This is a genomic window from Streptococcus sp. 53 (genome assembly GCF_013276565.1).
Classification (GTDB): domain Bacteria; phylum Bacillota; class Bacilli; order Lactobacillales; family Streptococcaceae; genus Streptococcus.
On record NZ_VMLG01000023.1, the window covers coordinates 30759 to 52459 of the forward strand.

Sequence of the window (21701 nt, forward strand, 5' to 3'; positions counted from 1 at the left end):
AAAATAGGGATATTTACGAACGTTTAGAGAGTTTTGGGATGTTAAAAATCTTGTTTTGTGTTATAATGAATTATCATATAAGAGGTTAGAGGAGTTTTGAATGAAAACAGATATTGAAATCGCACAGAGTATTGAGTTAAAGCCAATCGTTGATGTTGTAGAGAAACTGGGTATTTCTTACGACGATTTGGAGTTGTACGGAAAGTACAAGGCTAAGCTCAGCTTTGATAAAATTCGTGCAGTTGAGAGCAATCCAGTTGGGAAATTGATTTTGGTTACTGCCATCAACCCAACGCCAGCAGGTGAAGGAAAATCAACTATTACTATTGGTCTTGCGGACGCCTTGAATAAGATTGGCAAGAAAACAATGATTGCTATCCGCGAACCATCTCTTGGTCCAGTAATGGGGATTAAGGGTGGTGCTGCTGGTGGTGGTTATGCCCAAGTTCTTCCAATGGAAGACATCAACCTCCACTTTACGGGGGATATGCATGCCATTACAACAGCCAACAATGCGCTTTCAGCCTTGATTGACAATCACTTGCACCAAGGGAATGAGCTTGGAATTGATCAACGCCGTATTCTCTGGAAACGTGTAGTGGACTTGAATGACCGCGCTCTTCGTCACGTGACGGTTGGACTTGGTGGCCCTCTAAATGGTATTCCACGTGAGGATGGCTTTGATATTACAGTTGCTTCCGAAATCATGGCAATTCTTTGCTTGGCAACAGACATCGAGGACTTGAAACGCCGTTTGGCTAATATCGTTATCGGTTATCGCTATGACCGTACACCTGTTTCTGTAGGTGATTTGCAGGTTGAGGGTGCCTTAGCATTGATTTTGAAGGATGCTATTAAGCCAAACTTGGTTCAGACAATTTATGGTACACCTGCCTTTGTACACGGTGGTCCATTTGCCAATATCGCTCATGGATGTAACTCTGTCTTGGCAACGACAACAGCCCTTCACTTGGCTGATTACACAGTTACTGAAGCTGGTTTTGGTGCAGACCTTGGTGCCGAGAAATTCCTTGATATTAAGACACCAAACTTGCCAACATCTCCAGATGCAGTAGTTATTGTTGCAACCCTTCGTGCCCTTAAGATGAATGGTGGCGTGGCTAAAGATGCTCTGACAGAGGAAAATGTGGAGGCAGTTCGTGCTGGTTTTGCTAACTTGAAACGCCACGTTGAAAATATCCGTAAATTTGGAGTACCTGCAGTCGTAGCTATTAACGAATTTGTATCTGATACAGAAGCTGAAATTGCAGCCTTGAAAGAACTCTGTGCCTCAATTGATGTACCAGTAGAGTTGGCTAGTGTCTGGGCTGATGGTGCAGAAGGTGGTGTAGCTCTTGCTGAAACGCTTGTCAAGACTATCGCTGAAACCCCAGCTAACTATAAACGTTTGTATGACAATGACCTTTCTGTTCAAGAAAAGATTGAAAAGATTGTTACTGAAATCTACCGTGGTAGCAAAGTGAACTTTGAGAAGAAAGCTCAAACACAAATCGCCCAAATCGTTCAAAACGGTTGGGACAAATTGCCAATCTGTATGGCTAAGACCCAGTATAGCTTCTCAGACAATCCAAATGCACTTGGAGCACCTGAAAACTTTGAAATTACCATTCGTGAATTGGTACCAAAATTAGGTGCAGGCTTTATCGTTGCCTTAACTGGCGATGTCATGACCATGCCAGGCCTACCAAAACGTCCAGCAGCTCTCAACATGGATGTTGAAAGTGATGGAACAGTATTAGGCTTGTTCTAGTATATTGCAATTGACTTTAAATGAGTTTGGAAATACTATCCAAGCTCATTTTTTATCTAGATATAAGAAGTTGCCTTCTACACGTAACTAGTCTAGGTAAAGATATTTTCCCTTATTTCTGATATAATAGAAATATTGACTTCAAGAGTAAGGAAGAGAAAATGAACGCATTATTAAATGGAATGAATGATCGTCAGGCTGAGGCGGTGCAAACGACAGAAGGTCCCTTGTTAATCATGGCAGGGGCTGGTTCTGGAAAGACCCGTGTTTTGACCCACCGTATCGCTTATTTGATTGATGAAAAGCTGGTCAATCCGTGGAATATCTTGGCCATTACCTTTACTAACAAGGCTGCGCGTGAGATGAAGGAGCGTGCTTACGGACTTAATTCAGCAACCCAGGACTGTTTGATAGCGACCTTTCACTCCATGTGTGTGCGTATTCTGCGTCGCGATGCGGACCATATTGGCTACAACCGCAATTTCACTATTGTAGATCCTGGTGAACAGCGAACGCTCATGAAACGCATTCTCAAGCAGTTGAACTTGGATCCTAAAAAATGGAATGAACGAACTATTTTGGGAACCATTTCCAATGCTAAGAATGATCTGATTGATGATGTTGCCTATGCTGCCCAAGCTGGAGATATGTACACGCAAATTGTGGCCCAGTGTTATACAGCCTATCAGAAAGAACTGCGTCAGTCGGAGTCGGTTGACTTTGATGATTTGATTATGCTGACCTTGCGTCTCTTTGATCAAAATCCTGATGTCTTGACCTACTACCAGCAGAAATTTCAGTATATCCATGTTGATGAGTACCAAGATACCAACCACGCTCAGTACCAATTGGTCAAACTCTTGGCTTCGCGCTTTAAAAACATCTGTGTGGTTGGGGATGCGGACCAGTCTATCTACGGTTGGCGTGGTGCTGATATGCAGAATATCTTGGACTTCGAAAAGGATTATCCCCAAGCCAAGGTTGTTTTGTTGGAGGAGAATTACCGCTCAACTAAAACCATTCTCCAAGCGGCCAACGAGGTCATTAAAAACAACAAAAATCGCCGTCCTAAGAATCTCTGGACCCAAAACGCTGATGGGGAGCAAATCGTTTACTATCGTGCCGATGATGAGCTGGATGAGGCTGTATTTGTAGCCAGAACCATCGATGAACTTAGTCGCAGTCAAAACTTCCTTCACAAGGATTTTGCAGTTCTCTATCGGACTAATGCGCAGTCCCGTACTATTGAGGAAGCCCTGCTCAAGTCAAATATCCCTTATACCATGGTTGGTGGAACCAAGTTCTACAGCCGTAAGGAAATTCGCGATATTATCGCTTATCTCAACCTCATTGCTAATTTGAGTGACAATATCAGTTTTGAGCGTATTATCAACGAGCCTAAACGTGGAATTGGACCAGGTACAGTTGAGAAAATCCGTGACTTTGCGAATATGCAAGACATGTCCATGCTAGATGCTTCAGCTAATATCATGTTATCTGGTATCAAGGGTAAAGCAGCCCAGTCTATCTGGGATTTTGCCAATATGATTCTAGATTTACGAGAGCAGCTAGATCAATTAACTATTACAGAGTTGGTTGAGGCGGTTCTAGAAAAAACAGGTTACGTCGATATTCTAAATGCTCAAGCGACCTTAGAAAGCAAGGCTAGGGTTGAAAATATTGAAGAGTTCCTTTCTGTGACGAAAAACTTTGATGACATCTCTGATGGGCCAGAAGAGGAAACTGGTCTGGATAAACTGAGTCGTTTCTTAAATGACTTGGCCTTGATTGCGGATACAGATTCAGGTAGTCAGGAGACATCAGAAGTGACCTTGATGACTCTGCATGCTGCCAAAGGTCTCGAGTTTCCAGTTGTCTTTTTGATTGGGATGGAAGAAAATGTCTTCCCGCTTAGCCGTGCGGCTGAAGATCCAGATGAACTAGAAGAAGAACGCCGTCTGGCCTATGTAGGAATTACGCGTGCAGAGAAAATCCTCTATCTGACCAATGCCAATTCGCGTCTGCTTTTTGGTCGTACCAACTACAACCGTCCGACTCGTTTTATTAACGAAATCAGTTCAGACTTACTTGAGTATCAAGGTCTGGCTCGTCCTGCAAATACAAGCTTTAAGGCATCTTATAGCAGTGGGGACCTTGCCTTCGGTCAAGGTATGAGTCTTGCCCAAGCTCTTCAAGACCGTAAACGCAGTGCTGCCCAAAAATCTATCCAGTCAAGCGGTCTTCCATTTGGTCAATTTACAGCTGGGGCAAAATCAGCGTCTAGTGAGTCAAATTGGTCCATTGGTGACATTGCTCTCCACAAAAAATGGGGAGAGGGAACTGTTCTGGAAGTTTCAGGTAGCGGTGCAACTCAGGAATTGAAAATCAATTTCCCAGAAGTAGGTTTGAAAAAACTTTTAGCCAGTGTGGCTCCAATTGAGAAAAAAATCTAATTTTCCATCCTTCTCACGAATAATAAAGTGAGGAGGATTTTTATGTACAGTATTTCATTCCAAGAAGATTCATTATTGCCAAGAGAGAGACTGGCCAAGGAAGGAGTTGAAGCACTCAGTAATCAAGAGTTGCTAGCTATTTTACTCAGGACAGGAACACGTCAAGCTAGCGTTTTTGAAATTGCCCAGAAAGTCTTGAGCAATCTTTCAAGCCTAACGGATTTGAAAAAAATGACCCTGCAGGAATTGCAGAGTCTGTCAGGTATTGGACGTGTTAAGGCCATAGAATTACAAGCTATGATTGAACTGGGGCATCGTATTCATAAACATGAGACCCTTGAGATGGAAAGTATTCTCAGTAGCCAAAAGTTGGCCAAGAAGATGCAGCAGGAATTAGGAGATAAAAAACAAGAGCACCTGGTGGCGCTCTATCTCAATACTCAAAATCAAATCATCCATCAACAGACCATTTTTATCGGTTCTGCAACTCGCAGTATTGCTGAGCCACGAGAGATCCTTCACTATGCTATCAAGCATATGGCGACTTCTATCATATTGGTTCACAATCATCCTTCAGGAGCGGTAGCCCCCAGTCGAAATGATGATCATGTCACTAAACTTGTTAAAGAAGCCTGCGACCTGATGGGGATTGTCCTCTTGGACCATTTGATTGTCTCATATTCTAGTTACTTTAGTTACCGTGAAAAAACAGATTTAATCTAAAGTTCATTAACGACATAGTCAAAGAGGTTTTTATCTTTGGGACGATTTTCAAAAAGAAACTCTGGATGCCATTGGACACCGAGAAAGGCGACATCATCCGTACTCATGACAGCTTCAATAATGCCATCTTTAGGATCATGAGCCGCAATCTTTAAATTTGGCGCTAAATCCTTGATGCTCTGATGGTGGAAGGAGTTGATATGGGAAATTTCTCCATAGATTTCTCGGAGAACAGTATCTGGTTCTGTCACCAAGCGTTGAGTTGTGTATTCGGCAGAACAATCCTGCCAGTGGTCTTCGATATCTTGGTACAGAGTTCCGCCCATGGCAACGTTAAAAAGCTGAGTCCCACGACAGACAGAGAAAATCGGCTTTTGCTGTTTGATCGCTTCCTTGATGAGGGCTAGTTCGAATATATCTCTTTGAAGGTGGTAGTCATCGCTATCAATAGTTTTTGGTTCACCATAGAATTTTGGATCAACATTTTGCCCACCTGTCAAGATGAGCTTGTCAATCATACTGATATAGTGGCAGGCCATTTCTTGATCACCAATCGGTAGGATGATGGGAATCCCTCCAGCGTCTTTAACGCCTTCAACAAAGCCTTTTGCTGCGTAGCTCATCATGATGTCATCATCTGGATGAGTTTTTTCGTTTCCTGTAATCCCTATAACTGGTTTTTTCATAAAATGATTTTCGCTTTCTAATCCTCTTTTCGCATGAAATAGAGGAGGGTTTGGAGTTCACTTGTCAAATCGACATACTGAACGACCACATCTTTTGGTAAATGAAGATGAACTGGTGAAAAACTGAGAATTCCTTTCACGCCAGCATCCACCAAGAGATTAGCAACCTCTTGCGACTTGACGCTGGGAACTGTTAGGATAGCAGTCTTCACATCAGCATCCTTGATTTTATCCTTGATTTGAGAAATTCCGTAAATGGGAATTCCATCAGGAGTTTGGCTACCGACTTCAGGATGGTCATCTAGGTCAAAGGCCATGATAATCTTCATCTTGTTACGTTCATGGAAGCGGTAGTGGAGAAGGGCATGGCCCATATTTCCAATACCTACCAGCATGACATTGGTGATGGAGTTATCATTGAGCAAATCGGCAAAAAACGTCATCAGTTTTTTGACATCATAGCCAAAGCCACGACGACCAAGTTCACCAAAATAGGAAAAATCACGACGTACGGTCGCGGAATCAATCCCAATGGCCTCTGCAATTTGCTTAGAGTTGGCACGTTCAATCTTTTCTGCATGAAATCTCTTAAAAATTCGATAGTAGAGAGAGAGTCTTTTCGCTGTAGCTTTTGGAATAGCAGACTGTTTATCTTTCACAAAATCACAACCTTTCTATTCTTCTATTTTATAGAAACATTGTGAAAAAATCAACAAAAACAAGAAAAAACTAAGAAAAATCTTAGTTTTGATGTAAAAAATCTGCATGTGATAGAAAACGGTAGAGGTCTCCAACCAGACCCTGATAAACTTTCTGGCCATTAAAAGTCAGAGAAGTCACATAAAGTGTATCTGGTAGGGTCACACATCCTGATAAAGCCAGCATGAGAGCCTCATAATCTTCGTACTTGAGAGTCCGCTCTACATGATAGTTATCCTTATAGGTCAGTTCAAACATATGGGACCTATCTTTCAGATTTTGTAAAGACACCACGCTCTACTAAGCTATCCATGAGGAAGTAGAATTTTTCCTGATGAATGTGGTGGTCTTCTGATTTGAAAATATCAACTAGACGAAGGCCAAACTTGTCAGTGATATTGATTTTAGCCCCTGTAAGTTCCTTGTTAATGATGATTTTGAGTTGGAAGCCTTCACCGCTGTTTGGCACTTTTTCCAAAAGGCGAGTTAGTTCGTAGTTACCAACCTTTGTTTCAAAAAAAGTGTTGTCCTTAAGGGTGAATTTTTTAACAGAAGGGCTAAGAGTGTAGTCGTAACGACAATTTTTTAACTGAATGGTTTTTTCAAATGCCATATGGCTAACCTCCGATAATTTCTTTTAAGGTTTTTGCGAGGGTTTGTAGATCTTCAATAGTATTTTGTGGCGAGAGACTGATACGAACGGATTCCTTCAGACGTTCTGAATTTGCCCCGTACATGGCTTCAAGAACATGGCTGGATTGGACAATGCCTGCCGTACAGGCTGAGCCAGTAGAGATTGAAATTCCAGCCAAATCTAGCCGAAGGAGTAAGAGGTCATTTTTCTGATCAGGAAATCCAATATTGAGAACATAAGGGAGATGATGTTCTCCTCTATTCAGGTAATACTGAACTCCCTCCAGCTCTGCAAGAAAGGCAGTTTCTAAATTTTGTACATGTTGAAAATGTTCTTCTTGTTTTTCTAGGTCTTCTTTTAGGGCTGCAACCATGCCTACGATAGCAGCCAGATTTTCAGTGCCTGCACGTTTTTTCTGTTCTTGGTCTCCCCCATGGAGATAGGAATCAAAGTCCATGCTTGATGCGTAGAGAAAACCGATTCCCTTAGGACCATGGAATTTATGGGCAGAAGCAGTGAGAAAATCAATGCCCAATTCTTCTGGGTGAATAGGGATTTTACCGATTGCCTGAACTGCGTCGACATGATAGGCAGCCGGGTGTTGCTTGAGTATTTGGCCAATTTCAGCAATGGGCAGTAGGTTTCCAGTCTCATTATTGGCAAACATGGTAGAAACCAAAATCGTATCATCACGTAAAGCCTTTTGAATTTGCTGGACTGTGATTGCTTGATTTTCTGGCTGGATAATGGTTACTTCAAAACCAAAGTGTTGAACCAAGTAATCAATGGTTTCAAGGACAGTATGGTGCTCGATGGCAGTTGTGATGATATGTTTTCCTTGTTCTTGGTGACGAAGGCAGTAGCCAATGATGGCAGTATTGTTGCCTTCAGTCCCACCAGAAGTGAAAAAGATATGTTGAGGTTTTGTCCCCAGTAACTGAGCTAGTTCCTGACGGGCTTCTCGCAAGAGTTTGCCAGCTTGACGACCATGTCCATGAATACTAGAAGGGTTTCCGTAGGTTTCTTGCATCACCTTGGTCATAGCTGAAATAGCAACTGCTGACATAGGAGTTGTCGCAGCATTGTCCAAATAAATCAAAGAATCACCTTATTTCTTTTTGTTGTAGGCAAAGAGTGGGCTGACTGGTTTTCTTTCGTGGATACGGACGATAGCATCACCAATTAACTCACTAGCAGTGATGTAGCATACGTTTTTAGGAGTTTTTTCTTTTGTTGCTACTGAATCAGTCACAAGAATTTCTTTAATATTAGTATTGTCAAGAAGTTCAGCAGCTCCTTCGACGAAGAGACCATGACTAGAAACAGCATAAATTTCTGTAGCCCCTTCACGTTCAACGATTTTAGCAGCTTCAGAGAAGGTACGTCCTGTATTAAGAATATCATCAATCAAGATAGCTTTTTTACCTTCAACATCACCGATAATATAACCTTCGTTGCGCGTTGCATCGTCTTGAGGGTAGTCGATAATGGCGATAGGAGCATCAAGATACTCAGCCAAGCTACGAGCACGTTTCACACCTGAATTTTTAGGACTAACGACAACAACATCTGAGCCAAGTAGTCCCTTATCGCAGTAATGTTTTGCAAATAGGGGAACTGTGAAAAGATTATCGACTGGAATATCAAAGAAACCTTGAACCTGAACGGCATGCAAATCAAGAGTCAGGATACGATCAACCCCAGCCTTAACCAGCATATTGGCAACTAGTTTTGCTGTAAGTGGCTCACGAGGACAAGCAATGCGGTCTTGACGTGCATAGCCAAAATATGGAAGGACAACGTTGATACTGTGGGCACTTGCGCGCACACAAGCGTCAACCATGATCAACAATTCCATTAGGTGGTTGTTAACAGGGAAACTTGTTGATTGGATGATGTAAACATCATAACCACGAACACTTTCTTCGATATTCACTTGGATTTCTCCGTCTGAAAATTGACGTGATGATAGTTTTCCAAGTGGGACACCAACAGCTTGAGCAATTTTCTGTGCAATCTCTTGGTTAGAGTTGAGTGCGAAAAGTTTCATGTTTTTTCTATCTGACATTATAGACCGTCCTCTGTAAACTTTATAAATCCTAGTGATATTTGTCTTACATATATGAACTGGGATTTGTGTATTTTTATCTTTTCTATTTTACCAAAAAATGGAGATTATTTCAGCTATTTTTCATACTTTTGACAAATCGAACCAATTTTGAAGGAGCTTTTTGATAAGAAATCTGATTTTCCTCTAAAAATTGCTGGAAATCCTGTTTCCCTTGCTCGTGATTTTCCACTTCAAGCTCTAATTCGTAATCTGTCATATCAAAGTACTGACTTTCATCCAGTGCCATGAGGCCAATAGCTGTTTGCATTTCATAGCGAAGCGTTGTTAGACAACCAAGAACCTGCCATTCACTAGTTTGGATACCATGTTTAGCCAATTCATCAAGAACCAGCCCTTGAGGAAGTTCTTTCTTGCTCAGATAGTTTTCAGCATCTTTTAGTTGCAATTTTTGGTTGTATTCCATGTTCCCAACACTTTGTGGGACTTTGAGTGTCAATTCTGCCCAGTCTTCAAAGGTTCGAATGCGCATAGCAATTTTCTTTTCTCGCAGTTCAAAATCAGGCGTGTCGATGTAGTAATTTTTTTGAAGAACAGGAGTGACACCTGTGAACTGGTCTTTTAGACGATTGTATTCATCTTTTTTCAATAGTGTTTTCAATTCAATTTCTAAATGTTTCATTTTTATTACCTTTTCTTTATCGTTGAAAGCGGATTTATGATATAATAGCTTTGTATTTATTGTATATGAATCTGGAGAAAAAATCAAAGATATTTTTGACGGATAATATGAGAACAAGGGAGAATATATGACCTTAGAATGGGAAGAATTTCTAGATCCTTACATTCAAGCTGTTGGTGAGTTAAAGATTAAACTACGTGGTATTCGTAAGCAATATCGTAAGCAAAATAAGCATTCTCCGATTGAGTTTGTGACTGGTCGAGTCAAGCCAATTGAAAGTATCAAGGAGAAAATGGCTCGACGTGGTATTACTTATGCGACCTTGGAACACGATTTACAGGATATTGCTGGTTTGCGTGTGATGGTCCAGTTTGTAGATGATGTCCAAGAAGTTGTGGCTATTTTGCGCAAGCGTCAGGACATGCGGATCATACAGGAGCGAGATTACATTACTCATAGAAAGGCTTCAGGCTACCGTTCCTATCATGTGGTAGTAGAATATACGGTTGATACCATCAATGGATCCAAGACTATTTTGGCAGAGATTCAAATTCGTACCTTGGCCATGAATTTCTGGGCAACGATAGAACATTCTCTCAACTACAAGTACCAAGGGGATTTCCCAGAGGAAATTAAAAAGAGACTGGAAATTACTGCCAAAATTGCCCATCAGTTGGATGAAGAAATGGGTAAAATTCGAGATGATATCCAGGAAGCCCAGGCTCTTTTTGATCCCTTGAGTAGAAAATTAAATGACGGTGTAGGAAACAGTGACGATACAGATGAAGAATACAGGTAAACGAATTGATCTGATAGCCAATAGAAAACCGCAGAGTCAAAGGGTTTTGTATGAATTGCGAGATCGTTTGAAAAGAAATCAGTTTATACTCAATGATAGCAGTCCGGACATTGTCATTTCCATTGGTGGAGATGGCATGCTCTTATCGGCCTTTCATAAGTATGAAGACCAACTTGATAAGGTACGCTTTATCGGTCTTCATACAGGACATCTGGGCTTTTATACCGATTATCGTGATTTTGAGTTGGATAAGTTAATGACCAATTTGCAGCTAGATACCGGAGCAAGGGTTTCTTACCCTGTTCTAAATGTGAAGGTTTTTCTTGGAAATGGAGAGGTCAAGATTTTTCGTGCCCTCAATGAAGCCAGCATCCGCAGGTCTGATCGAACCATGGTGGCAGATATTGTCATCAATGGTGTTCCCTTTGAACGTTTTCGTGGAGACGGGCTAACAGTTTCGACTCCCACTGGTAGTACTGCCTATAACAAGTCTCTTGGTGGTGCTGTTTTACATCCTACCATTGAAGCTTTGCAATTAACGGAAATTGCCAGCCTCAATAATCGTGTCTATCGAACGCTGGGCTCTTCCATTATTGTGCCTAAGAAGGATAAGATTGAACTCATTCCAACAAGAAATGATTACCACACCATTTCGGTTGACAATAGTGTCTATTCTTTTCGTAGTATCGAGCGAATCGAGTATCAAATTGATCATCATAAGATTCACTTTGTCGCGACTCCTAGCCATACTAGTTTCTGGAACCGCGTTAAGGATGCCTTTATCGGCGAGGTGGACGAATGAGGTTTGAATTTATCGCAGATGAGCATGTCAAGGTTAAGACCTTCTTAAAAAAGCACGAGGTTTCTAAGGGGCTTCTGGCCAAGATTAAGTTTCGAGGTGGGGCTATTCTGGTCAATGACCAACCGCAAAATGCAACCTATCTATTGGATCTTGGAGACCGCGTTACCATTGATATTCCTGCTGAGGAAGGCTTTGAAACTCTGGAAGCTATTGAGCGCCCACTGGATATTCTCTATGAGGATGACCATTTTCTAGTCTTGAATAAACCCTATGGAGTGGCTTCTATTCCTAGTGTCAATCACTCCAATACCATTGCCAATTTTATCAAAGGTTACTACGTCAAGCAAAATTATGAAAATCAGCAGGTTCACATTGTGACCAGGCTTGATAGGGATACTTCTGGCTTGATGCTCTTTGCCAAGCACGGCTATGCCCATGCACGATTAGACAAGCAGTTGCAGAAAAAGTCTATTGAAAAACGCTACTTTGCTTTGGTTAAAGGTGATGGACACTTGGAAGCAGAGGGGGAAATTATTGCTCCGATTGCGCGTGATGAAGACTCTATTATCATCAGAAGAGTGGCTAAAGGTGGAAAGTATGCCCATACATCATATAAGATTGTCGCTTCCTATGGAAATATTCACTTGGTCGACATTCGCTTGCATACTGGTCGAACCCACCAAATCCGAGTCCATTTTTCTCATATTGGTTTTCCTTTGTTGGGAGATGACTTGTATGGTGGTAGTCTGGACGATGGCATTCAACGTCAGGCTCTGCATTGCCATTACCTATCCTTTTATCATCCATTTTTAGAGCAAGACTTGCAGTTAGAAAGTCCCTTGCCGGATGATTTCAGTAACCTTATTACTCAGTTATCAACTAATACTCTATAAAAACTGTTTCAGAGTATAATTATTATCTTAAAGGAGAAAACTCATGGAAGTTTTTGAAAGTCTCAAAGCCAACCTGGTTGGTAAAAATGCTCGTATCGTTCTCCCTGAAGGGGAAGAGCCTCGTATTCTTCAAGCAACTAAACGCTTGGTAAAAGAAACAGAAGTGATTCCTGTTTTGCTTGGAAATCCTGAAAAAATTAAAATTTATCTTGAAATTGAAGGGATCATGGATGGTTATGAAGTTATTGACCCTCAACATTATCCTCAATTTGAAGAAATGGTTGCTGCCTTGGTGGAGCGTCGCAAGGGCAAAATGTCTGAAGAAGATGCACGCAAGGTTTTGGTTGAAGATGTCAACTATTTTGGTGTTATGTTGGTTTACTTGGGCTTGGTTGATGGAATGGTGTCAGGAGCGATTCACTCAACAGCTTCAACAGTTCGCCCAGCCCTACAAATCATCAAAACTCGTCCAAATGTGACTCGTACTTCAGGTGCCTTCCTCATGGTTCGTGGTACGGAACGTTACCTATTTGGAGACTGTGCTATCAATATCAATCCAGATGCAGAAGCCTTGGCTGAAATTGCCATCAACTCAGCAATCACAGCTAAGATGTTTGGAATCGAGCCTAAAATTGCTATGCTAAGCTATTCTACTAAAGGTTCAGGATTTGGAGAAAGCGTTGATAAGGTTGTTGAAGCAACTAAAATTGCTCACGACTTGCGCCCTGACCTTGAAATCGATGGTGAGTTGCAATTTGATGCGGCCTTTGTTCCAGAAACTGCAGCTTTGAAAGCTCCTGGAAGTACAGTAGCTGGTCAAGCAAATGTCTTCATCTTCCCAGGTATCGAGGCAGGAAATATCGGCTACAAGATGGCTGAACGTCTTGGTGGTTTTGCGGCAGTAGGTCCTGTTTTGCAAGGTTTGAACAAGCCAGTTAACGACCTTTCTCGTGGATGTAATGCTGATGATGTTTACAAGTTAACCCTTATCACAGCAGCTCAAGCAGTTCATCAATAAAGAGAAGTGCTACTAAATAATTCGTATTTATAATCAAAAAACGCACAGTATCAGGAGCCGAAATGTACTGACCCCAAAAAGTTGGACAAATAATTATTGAAAGGATTTAGTTCTGTACTGCACAGGACTAAGTCCTTTTAGTTTTACCTTAATTCGTTTGTTGTTGTAGTAGTCAATATAGTCTACAATAGCTTGTTCCAATTGCTTAAGCGAATGAAATGACTTCTCATAACCATAAAACATTTCCAATTTCAGAATGCCAAAGAAGGACTCCATCATACCGTTGTCTGGGCTGTTACCCTTACGTGACATGGATGCTTGAATTCCCTTACCCTCAAGAAACTGATGATAAGAATCGTGTTGATATTGCCAGCCTTGGTCACTATGGAGAATCGTATTTTCGTAGTGCTTCTCTGTGAATGCCTGTTCCAACATTGTTTTTACTTGTTCTAAGTTGGGTGAAGTTGAAAGATTATAGGCGATAATTTCGCTATTAAAGCCATCTAAAACTGGTGATAAGTAAAGCTTTTGAGTACTTGCTGGAATGGCAAATTCTGTCACATCTGTGTAGCACTTTTCCATTGTTTTAGAGCTTTCAAATTGACGTTGAATGAGATTCTCTGCCTTCTTGCCAACATCTCCTTTATGAGAAGAATATTTTCGTTTCTGTCGCATTTTAGCTTGTAAATTGAGTACTTCCATCAAGCGTTGAACTCTTTTATGATTTACTAGATAACCACGATTTCTTAGTTCTAAATAAATCCGACGATAACCATAATTTCCCTTGTGTTCGATAAAGATGGATTGAATTTCAGCTTTAAGCTCTTGGTCCTTATCTGGTTTATCTAGCTGTTTCAAGTGATAGTAGTAGGTCGAACGAGCTAGTTTAATGGCTTTTAAAAGAATATCTAACGAAAACTCAGTCATTAATTCTTGAACAATTTCTGTCTTTCTTCTTTCTCTTTTTCCTCCTTCAATCGGAGTTCCCTTAACTTTTTTAGGATGGCATTCTCCGCTCTCAGGTACTCATTTTCTGCTTGAAGACGTTCTAATTCTGTCCTCTCTTCAGATCTCTTTTTTGGCTTACGTCCCATTTTAGGTACTCTCCCTCTTGTTTTCTCAACAATAGTATACCCGTTTTTCTTGTATTGTGCTAGCCAATTAAGAAGTATCGTACGACTGGGGAGGCCGTATTCAAGAGAAACTCTATTTTTAGTCCAGCCTTCACGTAAGACTTTATCAATCATTTCTTGTTTTAAATCAGGAGAATAGTAACGATTTTTTCCTTTTTTGACGAACTCTATTCCGTAACGATCAATCAATTTAATCATGTACCTAATATTAGAGTTGTTTATCCCAAATTTATTTGAAAGCTTCTCTAAGCTATATCCTTGTTTTCTAAGTTCATAGATCTGAACTTTATCATCATAAGTTAATTTCATAATAAAAACACCCCAAAAGTTAGATTTTTTCTGTCTAACTTTTGGGGTGCAGTTTACCTTGATACTATGCGTTTTATTGTGTGAAGATTTACTTCATTTTCTCTTAAAATTGAGTTTTTGCCCAGCCCATTTTTAGTCTTTATAAGCTACGATGCCAATGATGGTATCAACTGCACGTTCCATAGTCTGAAGGCTAACGTATTCAAAACGTCCGTGCATATTCTCGCCGCCAGCAAAGATATTAGGGGTTGGGATTCCCATAAAGGAAATCTTAGAGCCGTCTGTCCCTCCACGGATTGGTTCGATAATAGGAGTGATACCCAGATCTTCCATAACGGCTTTAGCAATGGTAATTGGAGTCATATCTTTTTCAATGACTTCTTTCATATTGTAGTACTGATCTGTCAAGTTGAGGGTGACACGGTCGCTACCAAGTTCTTGATTCATCTTATCAGTGATTGCTTGCATAGCTTTCTTACGAGCTTCAAAGGCATCTTTTTCAAAATCACGAATGATGTAGCTTGCACGCGCCTCTTCGACACTACCTGTCACATTCATTAGGTGGTAGAAGCCTTGGTAACCTTCTGTTAACTCAGGTCGGTCATTCTCTGGAAGTTGATTATGAAAATCAATAGCTAGCTGTAGAGCGTTGACCATTTGCCCTTTGGCAGTACCAGGGTGGACATTGCGTCCTTGGAAATGCACTTCAGCACCAGCTGCTGAGAAGGTCTCGTACTGAAGTTCACCTAGTGGGCCACCATCTACTGTGTAGGCAAAGTCCACATCAAAATCATCTGCATCAAATTTATTGGCACCAACGCCGATTTCTTCATCTGGACCAAAGCCAACACGAATCTCACAGTGCTTGATTTCAGGGTGAGCAGTCAGATATTCAATAGCTGTCATAATCTCAGCAATACCAGACTTGTCATCAGCACCTAGTAAGGTTGTTCCATCGGTTGTGATGAGCGTTTGTCCAGGATATTTTTCAAGACTCTTGAAGTCAGCTGGATCTAATTTAAAACCAGAATTCCCTAGTTCAATCACACCACCATTGTAGTTTTCAATTACCTGTGGATTGACCCCTTCGGCATTAAAGTCAGCAGTATCCATGTGGGAGATGAAGCCAATTTTACGTGTTAAAGACGAATCGTTGGCTGGCAAGGTACCAATTGCAAAACCATTTGGTAGATAATAAACATTTTGTAGTCCAACACGTTTCATTTCAGGGATAAGAACATTGGTTGCGAAGTCAACCTGACTCTGTGTACTTGGAGTAGTAGTAGAGTGTTCATCAGAGCGCGTGTTGACCTTAACGTAGGTTAAGAAGCGGTCCAAGAGATTTGGATAAGTCATAAAAAACTCCTTTTGAATTCATTTTTTCCATTGTATCATAGAAAAGAGAGAAAAACAAAAGACAGAAGTTAGGGAAATTCTCTAGGTTGGCGTTTACTTATTAATGGATAAATGATAAAATAAACTTGATAAAAATATCACAAGGAAGCGATTATGAAAAAAGCAATTTTAATGATGACTTTCGGTTCGCCAGAAGAGATTACCTTTGATGGTGTAGCTGATTTTTTCACAAATATTCGTCGTGGAGTGAGACCTCAAGATCACGAGATTCAAACACTCTATGATAATTATGTACTTATTGGAGGTACGCCTCTGCAAAAAATTACCCGTGAAGAGGTTGCCTTGGTAGAAGCTAGGCTGAGGAATGAGTATAGTGTTTATTTTGCCAACAAGTTTTCCAGTCCCTTTATTCCAGATGTGATCGGTCAGATGGAAGCAGACGGCATTGAGCAGTGTATTTGCTTGATTTTGGAGCCCCATTATTCTTTTTACTCTGTCATGGGATACGAGAAATTTTTAGAAAGCAAACAAATTCAATTTTTGGTTATTAAGGATTGGTATCAAGAAGAAGCGCTCTTAAACTATTGGGCTGATGAAATTGCTAAGATTTTAAAATATGAAGTAAAGCAGGATAGCTTTAAAATCATCTTTTCTGCCCATAGTGTGCCTATTTTTGCCTTGGATTTTGGTGATCCTTATATCGACCAAATTTTTGAAAATAGCAAGTTAGTTGCTGAAAAACTGGGTTTGAGTTCCGAGCAATATACCAATACTTGGCAGAGTGAAAGTGATATCGGAATTCCATGGATTAAGCCAGATGTTTTGGAATATCTCAGAGAACAGACAGAACATCCAGACCATTATATTTTTGTACCTATCAGCTTCATTAGCGAGCATATTGAAGTCTTGTTTGACAATGATGTGGAATGTTATGACTTGTGTCAGGAATTTGGGGTAAACTACCATCGTCCACCAATGCCCAATACGGATTCTCGCTTGATTGATGCCTTGGTCAATACAGTCAGAGCCAATGAACATCAAGAGTTTAAGGAATTTCTCCCAGAAGAAGAGACCTTTGATGAGTTAGTCCCTTCAGACGAGACGAAAAACATTTTGGCTGAATCTGAAGATTTACAAATGCCAGAATTTGTGAAAAAATTGATTGAGAAAAAAGGTCGGGAGAATGTCAAGATGCCTTATCTTATCAAGAAAATGTTAGAAAAAGCAGGCAAGTTACCCAAAGAGTAAAGAAAAAAGGATTTAGCTTTGTGCTAGATCCTTTTAATCGATTATTTTTTCTCCAAAAGTGCTTTTATTTCTTGAAGGACTTCCAATTCGGTTGGTTTTTTTTCGTCAGTTTTTTCTTCCTTTATGCCAGTCAGTTTCTGTGCTTTTTCAATACCCTTGATAATAAAGAAGAGGGCAGTACCGACAAAGATAAAATTGATAATAGCACTTAAAAAGTTACCATAGCCGACTCCATGCCAAGAAAGTTGAGCGATACGTTCGACTTTAGCAGCTTTCAAAGCGGGATTTAAAATAAGAGGAGTGATAATGTCGTTTACAAGTGAAGTAACGATAGCACCAAAAGCAGAGGCAATGACAACACCGACAGCAAGGTCAATCACATTTCCTCGAAGCAAGAATGATTTTAGATTTTTTAACATACTGTTTTCCTTTCAATGTTTCGTGTTTCATTGTATCCTAAATCATTATAGAAGGCAATTAAAAGGCTCATAAATGGAGTATTATTTTCTAAAAATATAGACCTTGCTCAAGATATAATTGATGATAATAATGAGTATTTGTGCAATTATTGTTTCAATAGCATTTATCTTATCAATGTTTTCATTTACGAATTGACCTATGATGTGAGGAAATTGGGTTACAAAGAGAAAAGTTAAAAACAAGTCTAACAGAAAAGTAGAAAGGCGGGCAAGAAAAAATTTCACTAAACGGATAAGTCGATTCTTCCTTGCTTGCTTAAATACAATCGTATCATTTGTGATAAAGGCAAATAGGATACCAATACTATTTGCTAGGGCAGTAGCCAGGAGTTCCTGATGACCTAGTTGATAAATGACTAGTCGTGAGAGAATCGAAACTAGAGTTGTAGCAAGGCCAAAAAAGAGATAGGCTAAGATTTCATTGTTAAAAAATTTTTGAATAGGTTTTTTCATGCTTTAAGTATAGCATAAAGCAGGCTATTGTGCTATACTAGTAAGGTTGAATAAAGCAACCCTTGGTGCTTAGCTTCTTTCACCAAGCATATTTTACGCGGACAACCCGCCAAAGGAGAAAAGATGAAAAAATTAACTATTCGTGATGTTGCAGATATTGCAATCGTCGCTGCTATCTATGTCGTTTTGACTGTCACACCGCCCCTAAATGCCATTAGCTATGGTGCTTATCAGTTTCGTATTTCAGAAATGATGAACTTTATGGCTTTTTATAATCCTAAGTACATCATCGGAGTTACCGTCGGTTGTATGATTGCTAATTTCTTTAGCTTCGGACTACTAGATGTCTTTGTTGGTGGCGGATCAACCTTGGTATTCCTCAGTTTAGGTGTTTGGCTTTTTGCAAAATACAGCAAGGATTACCTCTTTAACGGATTGATTCGAAAAGATCATTTCTTCTTTTCAATCCTCTTTTCAATTTCCATGTTTACCATCGCTGCAGAGTTAAATATTGTAGCAGAATTACCATTCTTCCTTACTTGGTTTACAACAGGAATCGGTGAATTTGCCTCATTGATTATTGGAGCGATTATTATCGGTAAAATTGGTCGTCGAATCGATTTAAGCAAATAGAACAGGACAAGCTAGGTAACCTTTACCTGGCTTTTTCTTATAGAAAATTTCTAAGGAAACTTGACAAGCTTTTCTGATTATAGTATACTTTTCAAGTAAGCTGATTTAGCTCAGTTGGCAGAGCGCATCCATGGTAAGGATGAGGTCGCCGGTTCAATCCCGGCAATTAGCATTAAGTAGACAGAAAAGCCCTTGATTTACAAGGGTTTTTGTTATCTCTGCCCCAAATTTTTCAAATATATTTCTTATGCACCTGTGTAAATAAAACGAATACTCAATGAAAATCAAAGAGAAAACTAGGAAGCTAGCCGCAGCTTGCTCAAAGCACTGATTTGAGGTTGTAGATAGAACTGATGAAGTCAGCTCAAAACATGTTTTTGAGGTTGTAGATGAAACTGACGAAGTCAGTAACCATATATACGGTAAGGCGACGCTGACGAAGTTTGAAGAGATTTTCGAAGAGTATAAAGAGTTTCTTCTGTTGACAAAAGTCATTCTCTTTAGTAGAATAGAAGATGCGATGAGTCGATAGGTAGTCTTCGGGCTACTATTGAGCATAAGGAGGTCATAACGCAGGAGCGGACCTTGATGAGTTGTGTGAACCTGCTCATCACATGAAGATGCCTCTTAGTCCCTAGTCTAGCGACTGGGGATTTTTATTTTCCAAAAAATGATGAAAAAGCTTTGCAATTCATGGAAAAAGTAGTATAATACTTCTATTATAGAAATTTTTAGAAAATTCCGAAAGAGGTTATGTATGGGATATACAGTTGCTGTAGTCGGCGCGACAGGTGCTGTCGGTGCTCAGATGATAAAAATGTTGGAAGAATCAACACTTCCAATCGATAAAATTCGTTTACTTGCTTCTGCACGTTCAGCAGGCAAGACTTTGAAATTTAAAGACCAAGATATTACGATTGAAGAAACGACTGAAACAGCTTTTGAGGGAGTTGACATTGCTCTCTTTTCAGCAGGTGGTTCTACATCAGCTAAGTATGCACCATACGCAGTGAAAGCTGGAGCGGTGGTAGTAGATAACACATCTTACTTCCGTCAAAATCCAGACGTTCCTTTGGTTGTTCCAGAGGTCAATGCTCACGCACTTGATGCCCACAACGGGATTATTGCTTGCCCTAACTGTTCAACAATCCAAATGATGGTGGCTCTTGAGCCAGTTCGCCAAAAATGGGGCTTGGATCGTATCATCGTTTCAACTTACCAAGCCGTTTCAGGTGCTGGTATGGGAGCAATTCTTGAGACACAACGTGAACTTCGTGAAGTGTTGAATGATGGTGTAAACCCACGTGATTTGCATGCGGAAATTTTGCCTTCAGGTGGTGACAAGAAACATTATCCTATCGCCTTTAACGCTCTTCCACAAATCGATGTCTTCACTGACAATGATTACACTTACGAAGAGATGAAGATGACTAAGGAAACTAAGAAAATCATGGAAGATGATAGCATCGCGGTGTCTGCAACATGTGTGCGCATTCCAGTCTTGTCAGCTCACTCTGAGTCTGTTTACATCGAAACAAAAGAAGTGGCTCCAATTGAAGAAGTGAAAGCAGCTATCGCAGCCTTCCCAGGCGCTGTCCTTGAAGATGATGTAACTCATCAAATCTATCCTCAAGCCATCAATGCAGTTGGTTCACGTGATACCTTTGTTGGTCGTATCCGTAAAGACTTGGATGCAGAAAAAGGAATTCACATGTGGGTTGTTTCAGATAACCTTCTCAAAGGTGCTGCTTGGAACTCAGTTCAGATTGCTGAAACTCTTCATGAACGTGGATTGGTTCGTCCAACTGCCGAATTGAAATTTGAATTAAAATAGTCATAACGTTTAGGAGTTCATATGAACTCCTTCTTTGAAATAGAGAGGTGTTTTCATGTCTTATCAAGATTTAAAAGAGTGTAAAATCATCACTGCCTTCATTACCCCCTTCCACGAGGATGGTTCCATCAACTTTGACGCTATTCCAGCCTTGATTGAGCATCTGTTGACGCATCATACTGACGGAATTCTTCTTGCAGGGACCACTGCTGAGAGTCCAACCTTGACCCACGATGAGGAGTTGGAACTGTTTGCGGCTGTACAAAAGATTGTCAATGGACGAGTTCCTTTGATTGCGGGTGTAGGTACCAATGATACGCGTGACTCTATCGAGTTTGTCAAAGAAGTAGCAGAATTTGGTGGCTTTGCTGCTGGACTTGCAATCGTCCCTTACTACAATAAACCTTCTCAAGAAGGAATGTACCAGCACTTTAAAGCTATTGCAGACGCTTCTGACTTACCTATTATCATTTATAATATTCCAGGTCGTGTGGTTGTGGAATTGACTCCAGAAACCATGCTTCGCTTGGCTGACCATCCAAATATCATTGGTGTTAAGGAATGTACCAGTCTTGCCAATATGGCTTACTTGATTGAGCATAAGCCAGAAGAGTTCTTGGTCTATACAGGTGAAGATGGAGATGCTTTCCATGCCATGAACCTTGGTGCGGATGGGGTTATCTCTGTTGCATCTCATACAAATGGGGATGAAATGCACGAGATGTTTACTGCCATTGCAGAAAGCGATATGAAAAAAGCAGCGGCTATTCAGCGTAAATTCATCCCTAAAGTCAATGCCCTCTTCTCATATCCAAGTCCTGCTCCTGTTAAGGCAGTTCTGAACTATATGGGATTTGAAGCTGGACCAACTCGATTACCTCTAGTTCCAGCACCAGAAGAAGATGCCAAACGCATTATCAAGGTTGTCGTAGATGGCGACTACGAAGCAACTAAGGCAACTGTAACAGGTGTTTTAAGACCAGATTACTAATAAAGACAATAAAATCCATGACCGAATGAACGATCAT

At 40.5% G+C, this 21701-nt stretch carries 22 protein-coding genes, 1 tRNA gene and 1 riboswitch; of the genes, 12 read left to right on the forward strand and 11 right to left on the reverse strand.

What is annotated here, in order from left to right; translation table 11 throughout:
• Positions 1 to 100: 100 nt before the first annotated feature.
• The 3 genes from HT722_RS07535 to radC all read left to right on the forward strand — a co-directional run bounded on the left by HT722_RS07535 (position 101) and on the right by radC (position 4947).
• Positions 101 to 1771, forward strand: a complete 1671-nt coding sequence (locus HT722_RS07535) for a formate--tetrahydrofolate ligase (protein ID WP_125423024.1) — start codon at positions 101 to 103, stop codon at positions 1769 to 1771.
• A 161-nt stretch (positions 1772 to 1932) separates the two neighbouring features.
• Positions 1933 to 4224 carry a DNA helicase PcrA gene (pcrA, locus tag HT722_RS07540; RefSeq protein ID WP_173278428.1) on the forward strand — a complete coding sequence of 764 codons (2292 nt, stop codon included), beginning with the start codon at positions 1933 to 1935 and terminating at the stop codon, positions 4222 to 4224.
• Between the two features lie 42 nt (positions 4225 to 4266).
• Positions 4267 to 4947 carry a DNA repair protein RadC gene (gene radC, locus HT722_RS07545; RefSeq protein ID WP_140224161.1) on the forward strand — a complete coding sequence of 227 codons (681 nt, stop codon included), beginning with the start codon at positions 4267 to 4269 and terminating at the stop codon, positions 4945 to 4947.
• Here radC and HT722_RS07550 read toward each other — a convergent pair.
• From HT722_RS07550 to HT722_RS07580, 7 genes are all read right to left on the reverse strand, one after another.
• Positions 4944 to 5633, reverse strand: coding sequence for a gamma-glutamyl-gamma-aminobutyrate hydrolase family protein (locus HT722_RS07550; protein WP_049524081.1), 690 nt, complete (start codon positions 5631 to 5633; stop codon positions 4944 to 4946). The two genes, radC and HT722_RS07550, sit on opposite strands and share 4 nt — an antisense overlap.
• Before the next feature lie 17 nt (positions 5634 to 5650).
• The gene (locus HT722_RS07555) at positions 5651 to 6292 is read right to left on the reverse strand and encodes a redox-sensing transcriptional repressor Rex (RefSeq protein WP_000653414.1); all 642 of its coding nucleotides are present in this window, start codon (positions 6290 to 6292) and stop codon (positions 5651 to 5653) included.
• A gap of 82 nt (positions 6293 to 6374) precedes the next feature.
• Positions 6375 to 6590 carry a DUF4649 family protein gene (locus HT722_RS07560; protein ID WP_000462489.1) on the reverse strand — a complete coding sequence of 72 codons (216 nt, stop codon included), beginning with the start codon at positions 6588 to 6590 and terminating at the stop codon, positions 6375 to 6377.
• A gap of 7 nt (positions 6591 to 6597) precedes the next feature.
• Complete coding sequence (locus HT722_RS07565) at positions 6598 to 6945, reverse strand: DUF1831 domain-containing protein (protein ID WP_000863540.1); 348 nt, start codon at positions 6943 to 6945, stop codon at positions 6598 to 6600.
• Positions 6946 to 6949: 4 nt separating this feature from the next.
• Complete coding sequence (locus tag HT722_RS07570; protein ID WP_173278430.1) at positions 6950 to 8065, reverse strand: cysteine desulfurase family protein; 1116 nt, start codon at positions 8063 to 8065, stop codon at positions 6950 to 6952.
• Between the two features lie 9 nt (positions 8066 to 8074).
• Positions 8075 to 9034 (reverse strand): ribose-phosphate diphosphokinase, encoded by a 960-nt coding sequence (locus tag HT722_RS07575; RefSeq protein ID WP_050267852.1) that lies wholly within the window; start codon positions 9032 to 9034, stop codon positions 8075 to 8077.
• 112 nt (positions 9035 to 9146) lie between these two features.
• On the reverse strand, positions 9147 to 9716 hold the full coding sequence (locus tag HT722_RS07580) for a CYTH domain-containing protein (protein WP_173278432.1): 570 nt from the start codon (positions 9714 to 9716) through the stop codon (positions 9147 to 9149).
• A gap of 127 nt (positions 9717 to 9843) precedes the next feature.
• Between HT722_RS07580 and HT722_RS07585 the strand changes: the two genes are divergently transcribed.
• The 4 genes from HT722_RS07585 to pta are packed head-to-tail and all read left to right on the forward strand — an operon-like array spanning position 9844 to position 13228.
• On the forward strand, positions 9844 to 10515 hold the full coding sequence (locus tag HT722_RS07585; protein ID WP_173278434.1) for a GTP pyrophosphokinase family protein: 672 nt from the start codon (positions 9844 to 9846) through the stop codon (positions 10513 to 10515).
• Positions 10499 to 11317 carry an NAD kinase gene (locus tag HT722_RS07590; protein WP_000799049.1) on the forward strand — a complete coding sequence of 273 codons (819 nt, stop codon included), beginning with the start codon at positions 10499 to 10501 and terminating at the stop codon, positions 11315 to 11317. Before HT722_RS07585 ends, HT722_RS07590 begins: the two co-directional genes overlap by 17 nt.
• A complete protein-coding gene (locus tag HT722_RS07595; protein ID WP_049511216.1) occupies positions 11314 to 12210 on the forward strand; it encodes an RluA family pseudouridine synthase in 897 nt (298 codons plus the stop codon). Before HT722_RS07590 ends, HT722_RS07595 begins: the two co-directional genes overlap by 4 nt.
• Before the next feature lie 43 nt (positions 12211 to 12253).
• Positions 12254 to 13228: a phosphate acetyltransferase gene (gene pta / locus HT722_RS07600; protein WP_000451580.1), complete on the forward strand. Its 975-nt coding sequence runs from the start codon at positions 12254 to 12256 to the stop codon at positions 13226 to 13228.
• Positions 13229 to 13321: 93 nt separating this feature from the next.
• Here the strand turns inward: pta and HT722_RS07605 are convergent.
• Together HT722_RS07605 and pepT are read right to left on the reverse strand one after the other, a co-directional pair.
• A protein-coding gene (locus tag HT722_RS07605) for an IS3 family transposase (protein ID WP_173278436.1) occupies positions 13322 to 14670 on the reverse strand; the annotation gives its coding sequence in 2 pieces (ribosomal slippage) (positions 13322 to 14229 and positions 14229 to 14670; 1350 coding nt in all).
• 132 nt (positions 14671 to 14802) lie between these two features.
• The gene (gene pepT / locus HT722_RS07610; protein ID WP_173278438.1) at positions 14803 to 16026 is read right to left on the reverse strand and encodes a peptidase T; all 1224 of its coding nucleotides are present in this window, start codon (positions 16024 to 16026) and stop codon (positions 14803 to 14805) included.
• A gap of 153 nt (positions 16027 to 16179) precedes the next feature.
• Here pepT and hemH point away from each other — a divergent pair, with 153 nt between their 5' ends.
• Positions 16180 to 17274 (forward strand): ferrochelatase, encoded by a 1095-nt coding sequence (hemH, locus tag HT722_RS07615; RefSeq protein WP_173278440.1) that lies wholly within the window; start codon positions 16180 to 16182, stop codon positions 17272 to 17274.
• 41 nt (positions 17275 to 17315) lie between these two features.
• Here hemH and mscL read toward each other — a convergent pair whose 3' ends face one another.
• Positions 17316 to 17693, reverse strand: a complete 378-nt coding sequence (gene mscL, locus HT722_RS07620) for a large conductance mechanosensitive channel protein MscL (protein ID WP_000916792.1) — start codon at positions 17691 to 17693, stop codon at positions 17316 to 17318.
• Positions 17694 to 17774: 81 nt separating this feature from the next.
• Complete coding sequence (locus HT722_RS07625; protein ID WP_173278443.1) at positions 17775 to 18206, reverse strand: GtrA family protein; 432 nt, start codon at positions 18204 to 18206, stop codon at positions 17775 to 17777.
• Between the two features lie 28 nt (positions 18207 to 18234).
• A riboswitch (PreQ1 riboswitch) is annotated at positions 18235 to 18332 on the forward strand.
• Between HT722_RS07625 and HT722_RS07630 the strand changes: the two genes are divergently transcribed.
• The 4 genes from HT722_RS07630 (at position 18330) to dapA (ending at position 21664) form a co-directional block, all read left to right on the forward strand.
• Positions 18330 to 18839, forward strand: a complete 510-nt coding sequence (locus HT722_RS07630; RefSeq protein ID WP_173278445.1) for a QueT transporter family protein — start codon at positions 18330 to 18332, stop codon at positions 18837 to 18839. (Overlaps the previous riboswitch by 3 nt.)
• A gap of 99 nt (positions 18840 to 18938) precedes the next feature.
• Positions 18939 to 19011, forward strand: a tRNA-Thr gene (locus HT722_RS07635).
• Between the two features lie 585 nt (positions 19012 to 19596).
• A complete protein-coding gene (locus HT722_RS07640; protein ID WP_173278447.1) occupies positions 19597 to 20673 on the forward strand; it encodes an aspartate-semialdehyde dehydrogenase in 1077 nt (358 codons plus the stop codon).
• 55 nt (positions 20674 to 20728) lie between these two features.
• A complete protein-coding gene (dapA, locus tag HT722_RS07645) occupies positions 20729 to 21664 on the forward strand; it encodes a 4-hydroxy-tetrahydrodipicolinate synthase (protein ID WP_033680349.1) in 936 nt (311 codons plus the stop codon).
• The last annotated feature ends 37 nt before the right edge of the window (positions 21665 to 21701 follow it).